Raw genomic sequence first — 13,713 nt, forward strand, 5'->3', positions numbered from 1 at the left:
GAGCGTCAGAGCGGGGCCGGGACACTGGCGAACACCCCCTGGAGCTGGGCCATCACGGCGGTCCAGACGCCGGTCACCATGAGGAGGCCGAGCACGATGAGCACGGCGCCGCCGATCAGGTTGACGACGCGGATGTGGCGGCGCAGGAACGACACCGAGCGCGTCGCCCAGCCGAATCCGAGTGTGAGGAGGAGGAACGGGATGCCGAGCCCCAGCGAGTAGGCCACGCCCAGGAGCGCGGCGCGCGCGGCCGAGCCCGAGTCGAATGCCATCGTGAGGATCACGGCGAGGGTCGGGCCGATGCACGGCGCCCAGCCGATGCCGAGCGCGATGCCCAGGAGCGGTGCGCCGATCAGTCCGAGGTTGCCCCTCACCTGCGGCCGCGCGATGCGCTGCGCCATGCCGAACCAACCGATGAAGACGAGCCCCATCGCGATGATGACGACGCCGAGGATGCGCGTGATGAGGTCCTGGTACTCGAGCAGGAAGCGGCCGAGGGTGCCGCCGAGCATCGCCATGCTGACGAACACGACGGTGAACCCCGCGATGAAGAGGAGCACTCCCAGCACCAGGCGCCCGCGCGCCGGCCCGTCCGCGGGGTCCGTCGTCGGTTCGGCGCGTTTCGTCTCGCTCGTTCCTCGCTCGCTCAACGACCGGGTGGAAGTGCCGACCGCAACAGCCGCCGGCCGCGGCGAGACCGCGCCGCCGATGAACCCGAGGTACCCCGGAACGAGCGGCAGCACGCACGGCGAGAGGAACGAGATGGCGCCGGCGAGGATCGCGATGGGGATGGCGATCAGGAGCGACCCGTCGGCGACGAGGGCGCCGAGGTTCACGACTCCTCCAGGGCGTCGCGCACGATCGTCTCGAGGATCGATGCCGACTCGATCTGGCCGACCAGGCGGGCTGCCACGCGGCCCTGCTTGTCGAGCACGATCGTGACCGGCACGGCGTTGAGCGGGGTCTCCCCCGCGAAGGCGAGCTTGATCGAGCCGTCCTCGGTCGCCAGGGCGCTGGGGTACTCCACCCCGTACTTCTCGGCGAACGCCTGCGATGCCGCGGCGCCGTCGTACAGGTTCACCCCGAGGAACGAGACGCCCTGGTCCGCGAACTCCGCGTCGACCGCGGCCAGCTCAGGAGCCTCGACGCGGCACGGCGCGCAGCCGGCGTACCAGAAGTTCACGACGAGCACGTCGCCCGCATAGTCCGCGCTCGAGGTCGTGCCGCCGGTGTCGAGCACGCCCTCGAAGTCCACGGGTTCGGTGCGATCGGCGGCCGGGATCTCGACCACGCGGAAGCCGTCGGCCGCGACGAAGCCCTTGTTGTCGCCCGAGCGGTACTGCTCGGCGAGGGGGTCGCTCGTGCAGGCGGCGAGACCGGCGATCAGCCCGACGACGAGGAGAGCGGATGCTGCCGCCCGCGCCTTCCGGAACCGCTCAGTCATACCGCCCCCACATCCACCGCGCCGGCCGTCGACGCCGGCTCGGCGTAGGCGGTCTCGGTCCACTTGCCGTCGACCATCTCGAAGCTCGTCACGCTCGACAGCGCGCAGCGTCGCGCGCGGGGGTCGTGCCGGAGCGGGAGCCCGGCGACCGCGAGGTGGGTGATCCAGATCGGGAGCTGATGCGACACGATGACGACATCGCCCGAGTCCGCAGCATCCCACGCGTGCGTCATGGCCGAGTTCATGCGACCCACGACGTCGGCATACGGCTCGCCCCAGCTCGGCAGCGCCGGCTTGCGGAGGTGCCGCCAGTTCCAGGGATTCACGAGCGCCCGCGCCATGCGCTTGCCCTCGAAGACGTTGGTCGGCTCGATGACCCGCTCGTCGATGACCGGGGCGAGGCCGAAGAGCTCGGTGAACGGCTCGGCCGACTCCTGGGTGCGCTGCAGCGGCGAGCACACGAGCGCCGAGACGGGACGCTCGAGCGACTTGATGTACTCGGCGGCCTGCCGGGCCATGTGACGGCCGTCGGCGCTCAGCCCGTATCCGGGGAGTCGCCCGTAGAGCACGCGGGCAGGGTTGTGGACCTCCCCGTGGCGCACGAGATGAAGGCGAGCGGCGGGCACCGGCCCAGTCTACGTGGGGGTCTTCTGTGGACCGGCTGAGCGTTCTCCCAGCTTCGGCGGGCTGGCGTCAGTCGAGTTCGGGCTCGGGGCCGCCGGAGGCGCCGCGGGACTCGAGGAGGGCGCGGACCCGCACATAGAGGAACCAGGCGACCCCGATCACGGCGGCCGCGATGACGACGTACTGGAGGATGTCGGCGTAGCGCTCGACGATGTGCCACGACTCCCCGAGGAAGAAGCCCGAGAACACGAAGATCGAGTTCCACACCAGGCTTCCGGCCGCGGTGAGCAGCGTGAACCGCCAGACCGGCATGCGGGTGATGCCCGCGGGGATGGAGATGAGGCTCCGGAAGATCGGGATCATGCGTCCGAAGAACACGGCCTTGCCGCCGTGGCGTCCGAACCACGCGACCGTGCGGTCGATGTCCTCCGGGTGCAGCAGCGGCACCTTGGTCGCGATCGCGCGCAGCCGCGCGATCCCGAGCCACGCGCCGAGCCCGTAGAGGAGGAGGGCGCCGACGACCGATCCGACGGTGGTCCACACCAGGGCCTCGACGAGCGAGAACGACCCGCGGCTCGCCGCGAGGCCCGCCATCGGCAGGATCACCTCGCTCGGCAGCGGCGGGAACAGGTTCTCCATCGCGATCGCGATGCCCGCCCCGGCGGGTCCGATCACGTCCATCAGAGAGACGGCCCAGTCCGCGAGGGCGGTGAGCCAGGAGCCGTCGGTCGTCGTCGCAGTCGTCATTCGTCGGATCCCGTCCGTCGGTGGCATTTTCGTGGCGGCGGCCGCGACTGTTCGACGCGACGTCGTCCACGCTACGGGGCGATGATGAACGAAACCCGGGTGCAGACCCCCGGAAGGCGATCCTCGCTGGATCCGGCGGGGATCAGAGCGTCGAGCCGGGAACCGCGGCCGACGCCACCATGAACGCAGCGACCAGCGACAGCACGATCAAGGCGGCTCCCACGAGCGGCACCCAGAAGGCGAGGCGTCGCTTGACCATCAGCACGATCGCCACCACGACGGTTGCGACGAGCATCACCCACGGCAGGATCATGCCCATCAGCCATCCGAGGGTGATGAGGTCGACGTTGCAGTCGCGTGCGCCGCACGAGTCCGACGCCATGACGAGGAAGATCCCCATGAACGACGCCAGCGTCGCGAGGACCGCGTCGGCGACGAGCAGCACGATCGTGATCACGAGGTCGAGGACCTTCACCGGCGGCTTCGCCGGCGCTGCGCCCTCGGTGGACGGCGTGTAGGCGGCGCTGCCCGGATAGGGAGGCGGAGCCGCCGCGATCCAGGCCGGCGCGGGCTGCTCGGGTTCCGGCGTGGTCATGCCCGCATGGTAGCGGTGGGTGCGGATTTCGGCGAGAAGGCGAGTGCGGCGCGTCACCTAGACTTGTCGCTCGTGAGTGAACGCGTCCTCGTCAAGCAGCTGCAGGGTCTCGCCGACGGCCCCGTCTCCGTCTCCGGATGGGTCGAGACCGTCCGCGATCAGAAGAAGGTGCAGTTCGTCATCCTCCGCGATGAGTCCGGCGCCGTGCAGCTGGTGAACCCGGCGACGCGCCCGGCAGAGGACGGCACGGAACAGGATGCTGCGGCCCTGGCCCTCACGGACCTCATCTCGAACCTCGCCACGGGCACCTTCCTGACCGTGACCGGCGAGCTCAAGCACGACGAGCGCGTGAAGCTCGGCGGCGTCGAGATCAAGATCGGTGGGCTCGACATCGCGGCGGCCGCTCTCCCCGAGACGCCCATCGCGGCGGACTCGGGTCTCGACAAGCGCATGGACTGGCGCTTCCTCGACCTGCGCCAGCGCCGCAACAACCTCGTCTTCCGCGTGCAGACCACCCTCGAGCACGCCTTCCGCTCGTACTGGATCGAGCGCGACTACATCGAGGTGCACTCCCCCAAGCTCATGGCCTCGGCATCCGAGTCCAACGCCGAGCTGTTCGAGGTGCCGTACTTCGAGGACAAGACCGCGTACCTCGCGCAGTCGCCGCAGTTCTTCAAGCAGATGGCGCAGGTCGCCGGCTTCGGCAAGATCTTCGAGATCGCTCCCGCCTTCCGCGCCGACCCCTCGTTCACGTCGCGCCACGCGACCGAGTTCACCTCGGTCGACGCCGAGATCAGCTGGATCGACTCCCACGAGGACGTCGCGCGCATGCAGGAGGAGCTCCTGCAGACCGCGTTCCAGGCCGTGAAGGACAAGCACGGCGCCGAGATCGAGGAGCTGTTCGGCCTCGAGGTGCAGGTGCCCGCGATCCCGTTCCCCCGCATCCCGCTGGCCGAGGCCCGCGAGATCGTGAAGAGCCGCGGTTACGAGATCCCCCGCACCGACGGCGACCTCGACCCCGAGGGCGAGCGCCAGATCTCGGCCTACGTTGAGGAGACCTACGGCCACCAGTTCGTGTTCATCACCGACTACCACCCCGAGATCCGCGCGTTCTACCACATGCGCGACGAGGAGACGGGGCTCACCAAGTCCTACGACCTCCTCTTCAAGGGCGTCGAGATCACCACCGGCGCGCAGCGCGAGCACCGCGTCGACGTGCTGATCGAGCAGGCCAAGGAGAAGGGTCTCGGGGCCGAGCACCTCGACTTCTACTTCGACTTCTTCCGCTACGGCGCCCCGCCCCACGGCGGGTTCGGCATGGGCCTCGCGCGCGTGCTCATGCTGCTGCTGGGGCAGGACTCGATCCGCGAGGTCACCTACCTGTTCCGCGGGCCGACGCGCCTCGCGCCCTGAGCGCACCCTTTCACGGCTTCAGCGGTCAGGCATGCTTCGGCGTGCCTGACCGCTTCGTGTTGCCGCATCCGTCCGCCCGCCACGGTCGCAACCGGACGCTCACCGGACGTTCATCCGGGACGCCTCGCCGCGTCACTGCGCCCCCATATCGTCCTCTCGTCCCCGAATCCCGAACACGCTTCGGCGTGCACGGAAACACCCGAGAGGAACACACATGTCCCGTCCCACCCCGCGTCGCCTGGGGGCGACCACGGCGGCACTCACGATCGCGGCGCTCGCCCTCGCCGGCTGCGCCGGCTCGGCCGACGCCTCGTCGAACGGCTCGTCCTACTCCGGCGTCGACGCCTCGACCGCCACGAGCCTGACCGACTTCGGCACGTTCTCGGACCTCGAGGAGGCCGCCAAGGCCGAAGGCCAGCTGAACGTCATCGCGCTCCCGCGCGACTGGGCGAACTACGGCGAGATCCTCGACCTCTTCGCCGAGCGCTACCCCGAGATCACGATCAACGAGCAGTCGCCCGACGTGTCGTCCGCCGAGGAGATCCAGGCCGCCGAGACGAACGAAGGCCTCGACACGGCGCCCGACGTCTTCGACCTCGGCCTCACCGTCGCGCTGCAGAACACCGACTGGTTCGCTCCGTACCAGGTCGAGACCTGGGACGACATCCCCGAGGCGCTCAAGGAGTCGACCGGCCTGTTCGTCGGCGACTACGGCGGATACATGTCGGTCGGGTACGACTCGGCGCGCTTCGACGCTCCCGAGTCGCTCGACGACCTGCTCGGCGAGGCCTACAAGGGCTCGGTCGCCATCAACGGCGACCCGACGCAGGCCGGTGCCGCGTTCGCGGCCGTCGGCCTCGCGACCGTGCAGTCGGACGGCACGCTCGACGACTTCCAGCCGGGCATCGACTGGTTCTCGGAGCTCAACGCGGCCGGCAACATGCTGAAGCTCGATGTCACCAGCGCGACGGTGGCGAGCGGGGAGACCCCCGTCGTCTTCGACTGGGACTACCTCAACGCCGCCCACACCGCTGACGTCGACACCTGGAAGACCGTCGTCTTCCCCGGCGTCGGCTATGCCGGCTACTACAACCAGGCCATCAACAAGGATGCCCCGAACCCGGCCGCCGCGCGCCTGTGGCAGGAGTTCCTCTACAGCGACGAAGTGCAGAACCTGTGGCTGAAGGGCGGCGCCCGCCCGGTCCGCATGGAGGCCATGATCGAGGCCGGCACGATCGACCAGGAGCTGGCCGACGCGCTGCCGACCGCTCCCGAGAAGACGGTCGTCCCCACGGAGGAGCAGTCGACGAACGCCGGCGATCTCCTCGGCGAAGAGTGGGCCGCAGCGGTCCAGTGACGACCGCCCGCACTCTCACCGGTCAGGGCCACGACCGCGTGAGCGACCCCGTCGCGTCGGAGCCATCAGCTCCGGCGCGGCGGGGCCGCCCCGCGCCCGACTGGTCGTGGCTCGGGCTGACCCCGTTCGCGGCCTACGTGCTGCTGTTCCTGGCGCTGCCGACGATCATCGCGGTGGCATCGGGGCTCTTCGACGGCGACGGCGCCTTCACCTTCGACAACCTCGCCGCGCTCGGCGACCCGGTCATCCTCGCGACGTTCTGGAACTCCACGTGGGTGTCGCTGCTCACCGCGGTCGTCGGCGCGATCATCGGGGCGCTCGTCTGCTACGCGATGCTCGGCCTTCCCGACACCGGATTCGTGCGGACGACGGTGGATGCCGCATCCGGCGTCCTGGCCCAGTTCGGCGGCGTCATGCTCGCCTTCACCATGATCGCCGCGATCGGCACGCAGGGTGTCGTCACCAAGTTCCTGCGCGACGGGCTCGGGATCGACATCTTCGCCGGCGGCGCGTGGATCTACGCCCTGCCCGGCCTCATCCCGGCCTACCTCGTCTTCCAGGTCCCCCTCATGATCATCACGTTCATGCCGGCTCTCGCCGCCCTCCGCCCGCAGTGGTTCGAGGCGCACCTGACGCTCGGCGGCACGCGCTCGGGCTTCTGGCGGCACATCGGCTTCCCGGTGCTCGCGCCCTCGTTCCTCGCGAGCCTGGTGCTGCTGTTCGCGAACGCGTTCTCCTCCTACGCGACGGCGGCGGCCCTCGCCAGCCAGGGCTCGCAGATCGTGCCGCTGCAGATCCGCACCGCGCTGACGAGCGAGACGGTGCTCGGCCGCGAGAACCTCGCGGGCGCGCTCGCCCTCGGCATGATCATCGTCGTCGCGGTCGTGATGTGGATCTACGCGCTCATCCAGCGACGCACCGCGAGGTGGCAGGCATGAACCGGCTCGCCCCCTCCCCCGCGGTCCGCTGGATCATCGGCGCCGTCGTCGGACTCGTCTTCGTCATCCCGTTCCTCGCGACGTTCGTGTACACGCTGTCGTCGCCCGACGGCTCGTACTCGCTGGACCGCTGGCTCGCACTGTTCGACCCGGCGAACGCCGCCCGCTACCGTCCGATCTGGACCGGGCTCGCGAACTCGCTGATTCTCGCGGGCGTCACCGTGCTCATCGTGCTGTTCCTGTTCACGCCGACGATGGTGCTCGTGGCGCTCAGGTTCCCGAAGCTGCGTCGCGGCTTCGAGTTCCTGGCGCTCCTGCCGATCACGATCCCCGCGATCGTGCTCGTCGTGGGTCTCGCCCCGATCTACCTGCAGATCGGCCGCACGCTCGGCACCGGCGCGTGGACGCTCGCCTTCGCGTACGGCATCCTCGTGCTGCCGTTCACCTACCGCTCGATCCAGGCATCCATCGACGCGATCGACGTCAAGACGCTGTCCGAGGCCGCGCGCACGCTCGGCGCCGGCTGGGTCACCGTGCTCGTGCGCGTGATCGCCCCGAATCTGCGACAGGGGCTGCTCGCAGCATCCCTCATCGCCGTCGCGGTCGTTCTCGGGGAGTTCACCATCGCGTCGCTGCTCAACCGCCAGGTGCTGCAGACCGGTCTCGTCGTGATCAACCGGCAGGATGCCTACGCCGCGGCGATCTTCACCCTGCTCGCGCTCGCCTTCGCGTTCGTGCTGCTGCTCATCATCGGTCGCGCCGGCCGCGCCGGCACCGGAAGGACCCCCGAATGACCACCGCCGACATGCCGCCGCGCACTCTCCCGGCGACCTCCGACAACCTCCTGCTCGCCGACGCCGGCGAGGGCACGCGCGTGGAGTTCCGCGGCGTCGTCAAGGAGTACGGCACCACCCGCGTGCTCCACGGCGTCGACCTCGACATCGCGCCCGGCGAGTTCGTCTCCCTGCTGGGTCCCTCCGGCTGCGGCAAGACCACGGCCCTGCGCGTGCTCGCGGGCCTCGAGAAGGCCACGGCGGGCGAGGTGCGCCTGGGCGGCGCCGACGTCTCGGGCGTCCCGACGAACAAGCGCGACATCGGCATGGTCTTCCAGTCGTATTCGCTGTTCCCGCACCTGCGCGTCGCCGACAACACGGCGTTCGGCCTGCGCCGCCGTGGAATGGGGAAGAAGGATGCTGCCGCCCGCGCCGCCGACGCGCTCGAGCTCGTCGGGCTCGGGCACCTCGCCGACCGCTTCCCGCACCAGCTCTCGGGCGGTCAGCAGCAGCGCGTGGCCCTGGCCCGCGCCCTCGTCACCGAGCCTCGCGTGCTGCTGCTGGACGAGCCGCTGTCGGCACTCGACGCCAAGGTGCGCGTGCAGCTTCGCGATGAGATCCGCCGCATCCAGCTGCGCTTGGGCATCACGACGGTGTTCGTCACGCACGACCAGGAGGAGGCCCTCGCGGTGTCCGACCGCATCGCGGTCATGAACGCGGGTCGCATCGAGCAGATCGGCACACCCGAGGAGCTCTACCTCAACCCGGCGACGCCGAACGTCGCGGCGTTCATCGGCGTCTCGAGTGTCGTGCCCGGCGTCGTCGAGGGCGACACCGTCACGGTGTGGGGTGCGCGGCTGCCGCTGCAGGCGCCGAGCGCGCCGGGACCCGTCGACGTGTTCCTGCGGCCGGAGAACCTGCGGCTGGCCGACGGCGACGCGCCCGGCATGGACGCGATCGTGCAGGAGAGCACGTTCCTCGGCAGCTTCCGTCGCACCCTGGTGCGCACCGCGGACGACGCGCTCGTGCGCGTGCAGCATGCCGCGACCGACCGCGTCGAGTACGCCGAGCGGGTCCGCATCGCCCTGTCGAGCGATCCGGTGGCGGTGCGTCCGCGCGAGGACGGCTGACGACGCGGGTCCCTTCCGCTGCCGCGCGGGCGCCGATAGCGTGAACGCGACGCGCAGCGCCGGGGTGCGCAGCATCCGTTCGCATCCCACATCGATCGAGGGGGCTCCGATGGCGGGCAAGTTCGAACTGTGGACCGACAAGGGTGGAGACTGGCGCTTCAACCTGAAGGCGTCGAACGGACAGGTGATCGCGACCAGTCAGGGGTACTCGTCGAAGGCGAGCGCACTGAACGGCATCGAGTCGGTCAAGACGAACGCGCCCGGCGCGGGGGTCGAAGAGATCGAGAAGTGACGCCGGTCCGTCAGCGCGCGGCGGTCAGCGCCGCGCGCAGGCGGTCGGGCGACACGCGCCAATGCCCGTGCAGCTCGCCGTCGATCAGCACTACGGGGATCTTCTCCCACCACGTCGCGTAGAGGGAGGGATCGTCGGCGATCGAGAGCTCCTCGACGTCGACGGCGTCCTCGGGCAGCTCCGCCACGACGGTCTCGACGACCTCACGTGCGACGTCGCACAGGTGGCAGTCGGGCTTGCCGATGAGGGTGACGGTCCTCACGGGCGGGGTCAGGCCTCGACCGGGTAGCCGGCCGCGATCCACTCGTTGGTGCCGCCGTCGACGTTGGTGACGTCGTAGCCGCGCGCCTCGAGGGCCTCGACCACGCGGCCCGAACGGCCGCCGATCGCGCAGATGACGTCGAACGCGCCGTCGGGCAGCTCGTCGAGGCGACCGCCGATGACCGACATCGGGATGTTGACCGCGCCGGGCACGTGTCCTGCGGCGTACTCGTCGACCTCGCGGACGTCGATGAGCGGGGTCTCAGCGCGCTCGCGCAGCTGCTGGACGGTGATGGACTTCATGACGGCCTCTCGGGTCGCGGGCTCTGCGGGCAGGGATACACGAAGCGCCCGTCCGGAGACAGGCGCTTGGTGCGGATGCCGCTTACTTCTTGTTGCGGCGCTGGTGGCGAGTCTTGCGAAGCAGCTTGCGGTGCTTCTTCTTCGCCATGCGCTTGCGGCGCTTCTTGATGACAGAACCCACGGAAAACCTCACTAGATCGGGGTCTGGACGCGGCCTGGCCGCGCCCGGGAACGGGGCAAAAGGAAAAATGCCTCGGAACAGTCTAGCCGACGTCGGCGATCGGCCGTTGCAGAGCCTCGGTGACCGCGGACTCGGGCACGCGGTAGCTGCGGCCGAAGCGCACCGCGGGCAGCTCGCCCGAGTGCACGAGACGGTAGACGGTCATCTTCGAGACCCGCATCAGCTCGGCGACCTCGGCCACCGTGAGGAAGCGCACGTCCGGCAGTTCAGCCATGTCGATCCCCTTCCCCAGAAGTGCTGCAGTCACTCTAGAACGCGCGCGACCCGCGTGTAAACACAGAGACTGGTGTGAATCCTGTGACGAGTGATGCCCGTGGGGCGATCACATCTCGGGTCGCTGACGGGCGCGTCGATCGCGGGCCTCGCGCGCGGCCTGGCGCTCGAGCTTGTGGGCGTCGCGCAGCACCTTCTCGGCGTCGCGCACCGCCTTGCGCGCCTCGCGGAACTTCTTGTCGTCGGCGATGTCGGCATCGTCCCGCTCGACCCACGTCTGCGGTCGTTCCCGGCGTCCGTCGCCGGTCGCGGCGATGTAGTCGCTGACCCCTTCGAGGCCGCGGGCGAGGGCGAACGAGAAGGGATCCGACTCGTCGAGGAACGCGCCGGCCTCGATCGCGGCGCGAAGCTCGGGGTACGCGTCGGCCGTGATGAGGGTGCGGAACATCGCGTCCTCGCTGCGGCTGATCGCCTGGCCATCGAGACCCCGCTCGCGCTCGACCCGCGCGTAGCCCGCGAGGATCGTGCCTGCCCAGTGCGCGGTGCCGGTGACCAGCAGCATGACGGCGAGGCGCTCCGTGTAGGTGAGGTCGGTCTCGGCGAGCGCGCTCAGTCCGGCGTCCATCCACGCGGCGCTGTTCGGCGTCGCCGGCACCCCCGAGATCGGGATGTCGAGCACCCACGGGTGCGTGAGGTAGTGCTGCAGCTGCTCGCGGTACAGCGCCTCGAGCCGCTCGCGCCATCCGCCGGCCGCCCGCGTCGCCTCCGACGGGGCGCCGGTCGCCTCCTCCTGCATGAGCAGGATGAGGTCTTCCTTCGCGTTGACGTAGCGGTAGAGCGACATCGGCGTGAAGCCCAGTCGAGCCGCCACGGCGGCCATCGACACCGCACCGAGGCCCTCGGCATCCGCGATCTCCACCGCCGCCTCCACGATGCGCTCGACGCTCATCTCGCGCTTGGGGCCGCGCTGCGGGTTGGCGGCCACGCCCCACGCGAGGGCGATCCCCCGCGGAAGCTCGGGCTCGACTGCATCCGTCATTGCGTCAGTCTAAGACTGTTTATTCCGTAAACAGTGTGTTAGCGTCATAAACAGTTACTGGCGTAAACAGTTTCTCCCCTACACGATTTGACGGAAGGATGCCGCGATGAGCGCACCCGCCATCGACGTCCGAGGGCTCGGCAAGAGCTTCGGGCGCTCCCTCGTCCTCGATCGCCTCGACCTCACCGTCGAGCGCGGCGAGATCTTCGCCCTCCTCGGCGCGAACGGCGCGGGCAAGACGACGACCATCTCGATCCTCACGACGCTGCTGCGCCCCGATGCCGGCATCGCGCGCGTGGCAGGGCACGATGTCGCGACGGATCCCGACGCGGTGCGCGGGCGCATCGCGCTCACCGGGCAGTCCGCCGCGGTAGACGACATGCTCACCGGGGTCGAGAACCTCGTCATGCTGGGGCGCCTGTCAGGACTGTCGCCGCGTGCCGCGAAGCTGCGCGCGGCCGAGCTGCTGGAACGCTTCGCGCTGACGGATGCGGCGACCCGCCGCGTGAGCACCTACTCCGGCGGCATGCGCCGACGTCTCGACCTCGCGCTCAGCTTCGTCGTCGTGCCCGAGGTGCTGTTCCTCGACGAGCCCACCACCGGCGTCGACCCGCGCAGCCGCCGCGACCTGTGGGACGTCATCCGGTCGCTCGCGAGCGCCGGCACCACCGTGTTCCTCACGACCCAGTACCTCGAGGAGGCGGATCAGCTCGCCGGCCGCATCGCCGTGCTCGACGGCGGCCGCATCGTCGCGACCGGCACCCCCGCCGAACTCAAGGCCCTCGTGGGAACGGACACCGTGGTGCTCACCGGCGCCGACGGCGACGTGCTGCGCGAGATCCCGACCGACGGGTCGATCGACGGCCTGCGCTCGGCGATGGATCAACTCGGCGACGGAGTGCCCGGCGCCGAGGTCACGCTGCGACGGCCCACCCTCGACGACGTCTTCCTGTCCCTCACCGGCGCTTCCGACGCCCCCGCCGCCAAGGAGCTCGCATGACCACGACCGCCATCACCCCTCGCCCGCGGCTGCGCGGGTTCACCGCCGAGTCGGTGTTCGTCGGCCGCAGCCTCACGCAGTCGCTGCGCGACGGCGAATCGCTCAGCATGTCGATCCTGCTGCCGGTCATGCTCATGCTGCTGTTCACGTTCGTGTTCGGCGGCGCGATCGAGCCCGGCGGCGCCTACGTCGACTACGTCGTACCCGGCATCATCCTGCTCTGCGCAGGCTTCGGGGCCGCGACGACCGCGACGTACGTCGCGCGCGACATGTCCAGCGGCATCATCGACCGCTTCCGCACGATGCCGCTGCGCAGCGGAGCCGTGCTCACGGGTCATGTCGTGGCGAGCCTCGCCCGCAACCTCGTCGCGACCGCGGTCGTCATCGGCGTCGGGCTCCTCGTCGGGTTCCGCCCGCACGCCGACCTCCTCGCCTGGATCGGCGCGGCCGGACTCATCGCGCTCTACATCCTCGCGATCACGTATCTGTTCGCCTCGATCGGCCTGGCGGCCGGGAGCCCCGAGGCCGCGTCCGGCTACGGATTCATCATCCTGTTCCTGCCGTACCTCTCGAGCGCCTTCGTGCCGGTCGAGACCATGCCGGAGTGGCTGCAGTGGGTCGCCGACAACCAGCCGATCACCCCCATCATCGAGACGCTCCGCGGCCTCTTGATGGGTACCGACCTCGGCACCGAGCCGTGGTGGGCCATCGGCTGGTGCCTCGCGATCGTCGCGATCTCTGCCGTGTGGGGCGCGTGGCTCTTCGGCCGCAAGAGCCGTCGCCACTGACGCGCGCTTCGACAGGCTCAGCGACCGGACACGACGGGTCCCTGAGCCTGTCGAAGGGTCAGCGGCCGGGGAGGCGCTTGAAGGCGTTCTCGAGAGCGTGCTTGGCTGACGCGGCGGCACGGCCGACGACCTCGGCCGCGTGGGCGGCGGAGTCGGTCAAGGCTGCTCCGGCGGTGTCGCCTGCGTCCACGCCGTCGTCGTCGAGGAAGGGCACAAGCCAGTCGTCGACCTCGTCGAGAGGTGCGGCGGAGAGGCTGTAGTAACGGTGCTGGCCCTCTTCGCGCACCGACACCAGGTGGGCGTCGCGCAGCACCTTGAGGTGCTTCGAGACGGTCGGCTGGCTGGCGCCGAGTTCGGTCACGATGTGCGACACGCTGGTGCCGCGCTCTCCGGCGGAGGATCGATCGAGCAGCAGTCGCAGGATGTCGCGACGCGTTCCGTCTGCGATCACGTCGAAGATGTCCGCCATGTGCTCAGATTAGTCGGGAGCCCAGCGGAGTACCATGAGCGAGACCGCCGGGCCGCCCGCACGAGGACCGTTCGCACCAGGAGGAA

At 69.9% G+C, this 13,713-nt stretch carries 19 protein-coding genes; 8 read left to right on the top strand and 11 right to left on the bottom strand.

The window, feature by feature from the left end; genetic code table 11:
- Positions 1 to 5 precede the first annotated feature (5 nt).
- From ACFVSU_RS05960 to ACFVSU_RS05980, 5 genes are all read right to left on the bottom strand, one after another.
- Complete coding sequence (locus ACFVSU_RS05960; RefSeq protein WP_387139451.1) at positions 6 to 836, bottom strand: cytochrome c biogenesis CcdA family protein; 831 nt, start codon at positions 834 to 836, stop codon at positions 6 to 8.
- Positions 833 to 1,444: a TlpA family protein disulfide reductase gene (locus ACFVSU_RS05965; RefSeq protein ID WP_387139454.1), complete on the bottom strand. Its 612-nt coding sequence runs from the start codon at positions 1,442 to 1,444 to the stop codon at positions 833 to 835. The genes ACFVSU_RS05960 and ACFVSU_RS05965 overlap by 4 nt, the downstream gene beginning before the upstream one ends.
- The gene (locus ACFVSU_RS05970; RefSeq protein ID WP_387139457.1) at positions 1,441 to 2,070 is read right to left on the bottom strand and encodes a histidine phosphatase family protein; all 630 of its coding nucleotides are present in this window, start codon (positions 2,068 to 2,070) and stop codon (positions 1,441 to 1,443) included. Before ACFVSU_RS05970 ends, ACFVSU_RS05965 begins: the two co-directional genes overlap by 4 nt.
- Positions 2,071 to 2,137: 67 nt before the next feature.
- A complete protein-coding gene (locus ACFVSU_RS05975; RefSeq protein WP_387139460.1) occupies positions 2,138 to 2,815 on the bottom strand; it encodes a DedA family protein in 678 nt (225 codons plus the stop codon).
- A gap of 142 nt (positions 2,816 to 2,957) precedes the next feature.
- Complete coding sequence (locus ACFVSU_RS05980) at positions 2,958 to 3,410, bottom strand: DUF6264 family protein (RefSeq protein WP_387139463.1); 453 nt, start codon at positions 3,408 to 3,410, stop codon at positions 2,958 to 2,960.
- Between the two features lie 72 nt (positions 3,411 to 3,482).
- On the opposite strand from ACFVSU_RS05980, the gene aspS reads away from it, so the two are divergent.
- The 6 genes from aspS (at position 3,483) to ACFVSU_RS06010 (ending at position 9,313) form a co-directional block, all read left to right on the top strand.
- The gene (aspS, locus tag ACFVSU_RS05985) at positions 3,483 to 4,823 is read left to right on the top strand and encodes an aspartate--tRNA(Asn) ligase (RefSeq protein WP_387139466.1); all 1,341 of its coding nucleotides are present in this window, start codon (positions 3,483 to 3,485) and stop codon (positions 4,821 to 4,823) included.
- A 214-nt stretch (positions 4,824 to 5,037) separates the two neighbouring features.
- Positions 5,038 to 6,180: an ABC transporter substrate-binding protein gene (locus ACFVSU_RS05990; RefSeq protein WP_387139469.1), complete on the top strand. Its 1,143-nt coding sequence runs from the start codon at positions 5,038 to 5,040 to the stop codon at positions 6,178 to 6,180.
- Positions 6,177 to 7,118 carry an ABC transporter permease gene (locus ACFVSU_RS05995; RefSeq protein ID WP_387139472.1) on the top strand — a complete coding sequence of 314 codons (942 nt, stop codon included), beginning with the start codon at positions 6,177 to 6,179 and terminating at the stop codon, positions 7,116 to 7,118. The genes ACFVSU_RS05990 and ACFVSU_RS05995 overlap by 4 nt, the downstream gene beginning before the upstream one ends.
- Positions 7,115 to 7,912 (top strand): ABC transporter permease, encoded by a 798-nt coding sequence (locus tag ACFVSU_RS06000; protein ID WP_387139475.1) that lies wholly within the window; start codon positions 7,115 to 7,117, stop codon positions 7,910 to 7,912. The genes ACFVSU_RS05995 and ACFVSU_RS06000 overlap by 4 nt, the downstream gene beginning before the upstream one ends.
- Positions 7,909 to 9,021: an ABC transporter ATP-binding protein gene (locus ACFVSU_RS06005; RefSeq protein WP_387139478.1), complete on the top strand. Its 1,113-nt coding sequence runs from the start codon at positions 7,909 to 7,911 to the stop codon at positions 9,019 to 9,021. Before ACFVSU_RS06000 ends, ACFVSU_RS06005 begins: the two co-directional genes overlap by 4 nt.
- 109 nt (positions 9,022 to 9,130) lie before the next feature.
- Positions 9,131 to 9,313: a YegP family protein gene (locus ACFVSU_RS06010; RefSeq protein ID WP_387139481.1), complete on the top strand. Its 183-nt coding sequence runs from the start codon at positions 9,131 to 9,133 to the stop codon at positions 9,311 to 9,313.
- A gap of 10 nt (positions 9,314 to 9,323) precedes the next feature.
- Here the strand turns inward: ACFVSU_RS06010 and ACFVSU_RS06015 are convergent, their stop codons facing one another.
- From ACFVSU_RS06015 to ACFVSU_RS06035, 5 genes are all read right to left on the bottom strand, one after another.
- Complete coding sequence (locus ACFVSU_RS06015; protein WP_056368850.1) at positions 9,324 to 9,575, bottom strand: glutaredoxin family protein; 252 nt, start codon at positions 9,573 to 9,575, stop codon at positions 9,324 to 9,326.
- Positions 9,576 to 9,583: 8 nt separating this feature from the next.
- Positions 9,584 to 9,877 (bottom strand): rhodanese-like domain-containing protein, encoded by a 294-nt coding sequence (locus ACFVSU_RS06020; RefSeq protein WP_387139485.1) that lies wholly within the window; start codon positions 9,875 to 9,877, stop codon positions 9,584 to 9,586.
- 82 nt (positions 9,878 to 9,959) lie between these two features.
- A complete protein-coding gene (locus ACFVSU_RS06025) occupies positions 9,960 to 10,058 on the bottom strand; it encodes a 30S ribosomal protein bS22 (protein WP_003792170.1) in 99 nt (32 codons plus the stop codon).
- A gap of 82 nt (positions 10,059 to 10,140) precedes the next feature.
- Positions 10,141 to 10,332 carry a helix-turn-helix domain-containing protein gene (locus ACFVSU_RS06030; protein ID WP_019182077.1) on the bottom strand — a complete coding sequence of 64 codons (192 nt, stop codon included), beginning with the start codon at positions 10,330 to 10,332 and terminating at the stop codon, positions 10,141 to 10,143.
- Between the two features lie 108 nt (positions 10,333 to 10,440).
- On the bottom strand, positions 10,441 to 11,370 hold the full coding sequence (locus tag ACFVSU_RS06035) for a TetR/AcrR family transcriptional regulator (RefSeq protein WP_387139489.1): 930 nt from the start codon (positions 11,368 to 11,370) through the stop codon (positions 10,441 to 10,443).
- Positions 11,371 to 11,476: 106 nt separating this feature from the next.
- On the opposite strand from ACFVSU_RS06035, the gene ACFVSU_RS06040 reads away from it, so the two are divergent.
- On the top strand, positions 11,477 to 12,370 hold the full coding sequence (locus tag ACFVSU_RS06040) for an ATP-binding cassette domain-containing protein (RefSeq protein ID WP_387139492.1): 894 nt from the start codon (positions 11,477 to 11,479) through the stop codon (positions 12,368 to 12,370).
- Positions 12,367 to 13,158 carry an ABC transporter permease gene (locus tag ACFVSU_RS06045; protein WP_387139495.1) on the top strand — a complete coding sequence of 264 codons (792 nt, stop codon included), beginning with the start codon at positions 12,367 to 12,369 and terminating at the stop codon, positions 13,156 to 13,158. The genes ACFVSU_RS06040 and ACFVSU_RS06045 overlap by 4 nt, the downstream gene beginning before the upstream one ends.
- 58 nt (positions 13,159 to 13,216) lie before the next feature.
- Here the strand turns inward: ACFVSU_RS06045 and ACFVSU_RS06050 are convergent, their stop codons facing one another.
- Positions 13,217 to 13,627, bottom strand: coding sequence for a metalloregulator ArsR/SmtB family transcription factor (locus tag ACFVSU_RS06050; RefSeq protein WP_310285352.1), 411 nt, complete (start codon positions 13,625 to 13,627; stop codon positions 13,217 to 13,219).
- Positions 13,628 to 13,713 lie beyond the last annotated feature (86 nt).

The sequence above is a fragment of the Microbacterium sp. NPDC058062 genome, assembly GCF_042885375.1.
GTDB classification, from domain to species: Bacteria; Actinomycetota; Actinomycetes; order Actinomycetales; family Microbacteriaceae; genus Microbacterium; species Microbacterium trichothecenolyticum_C.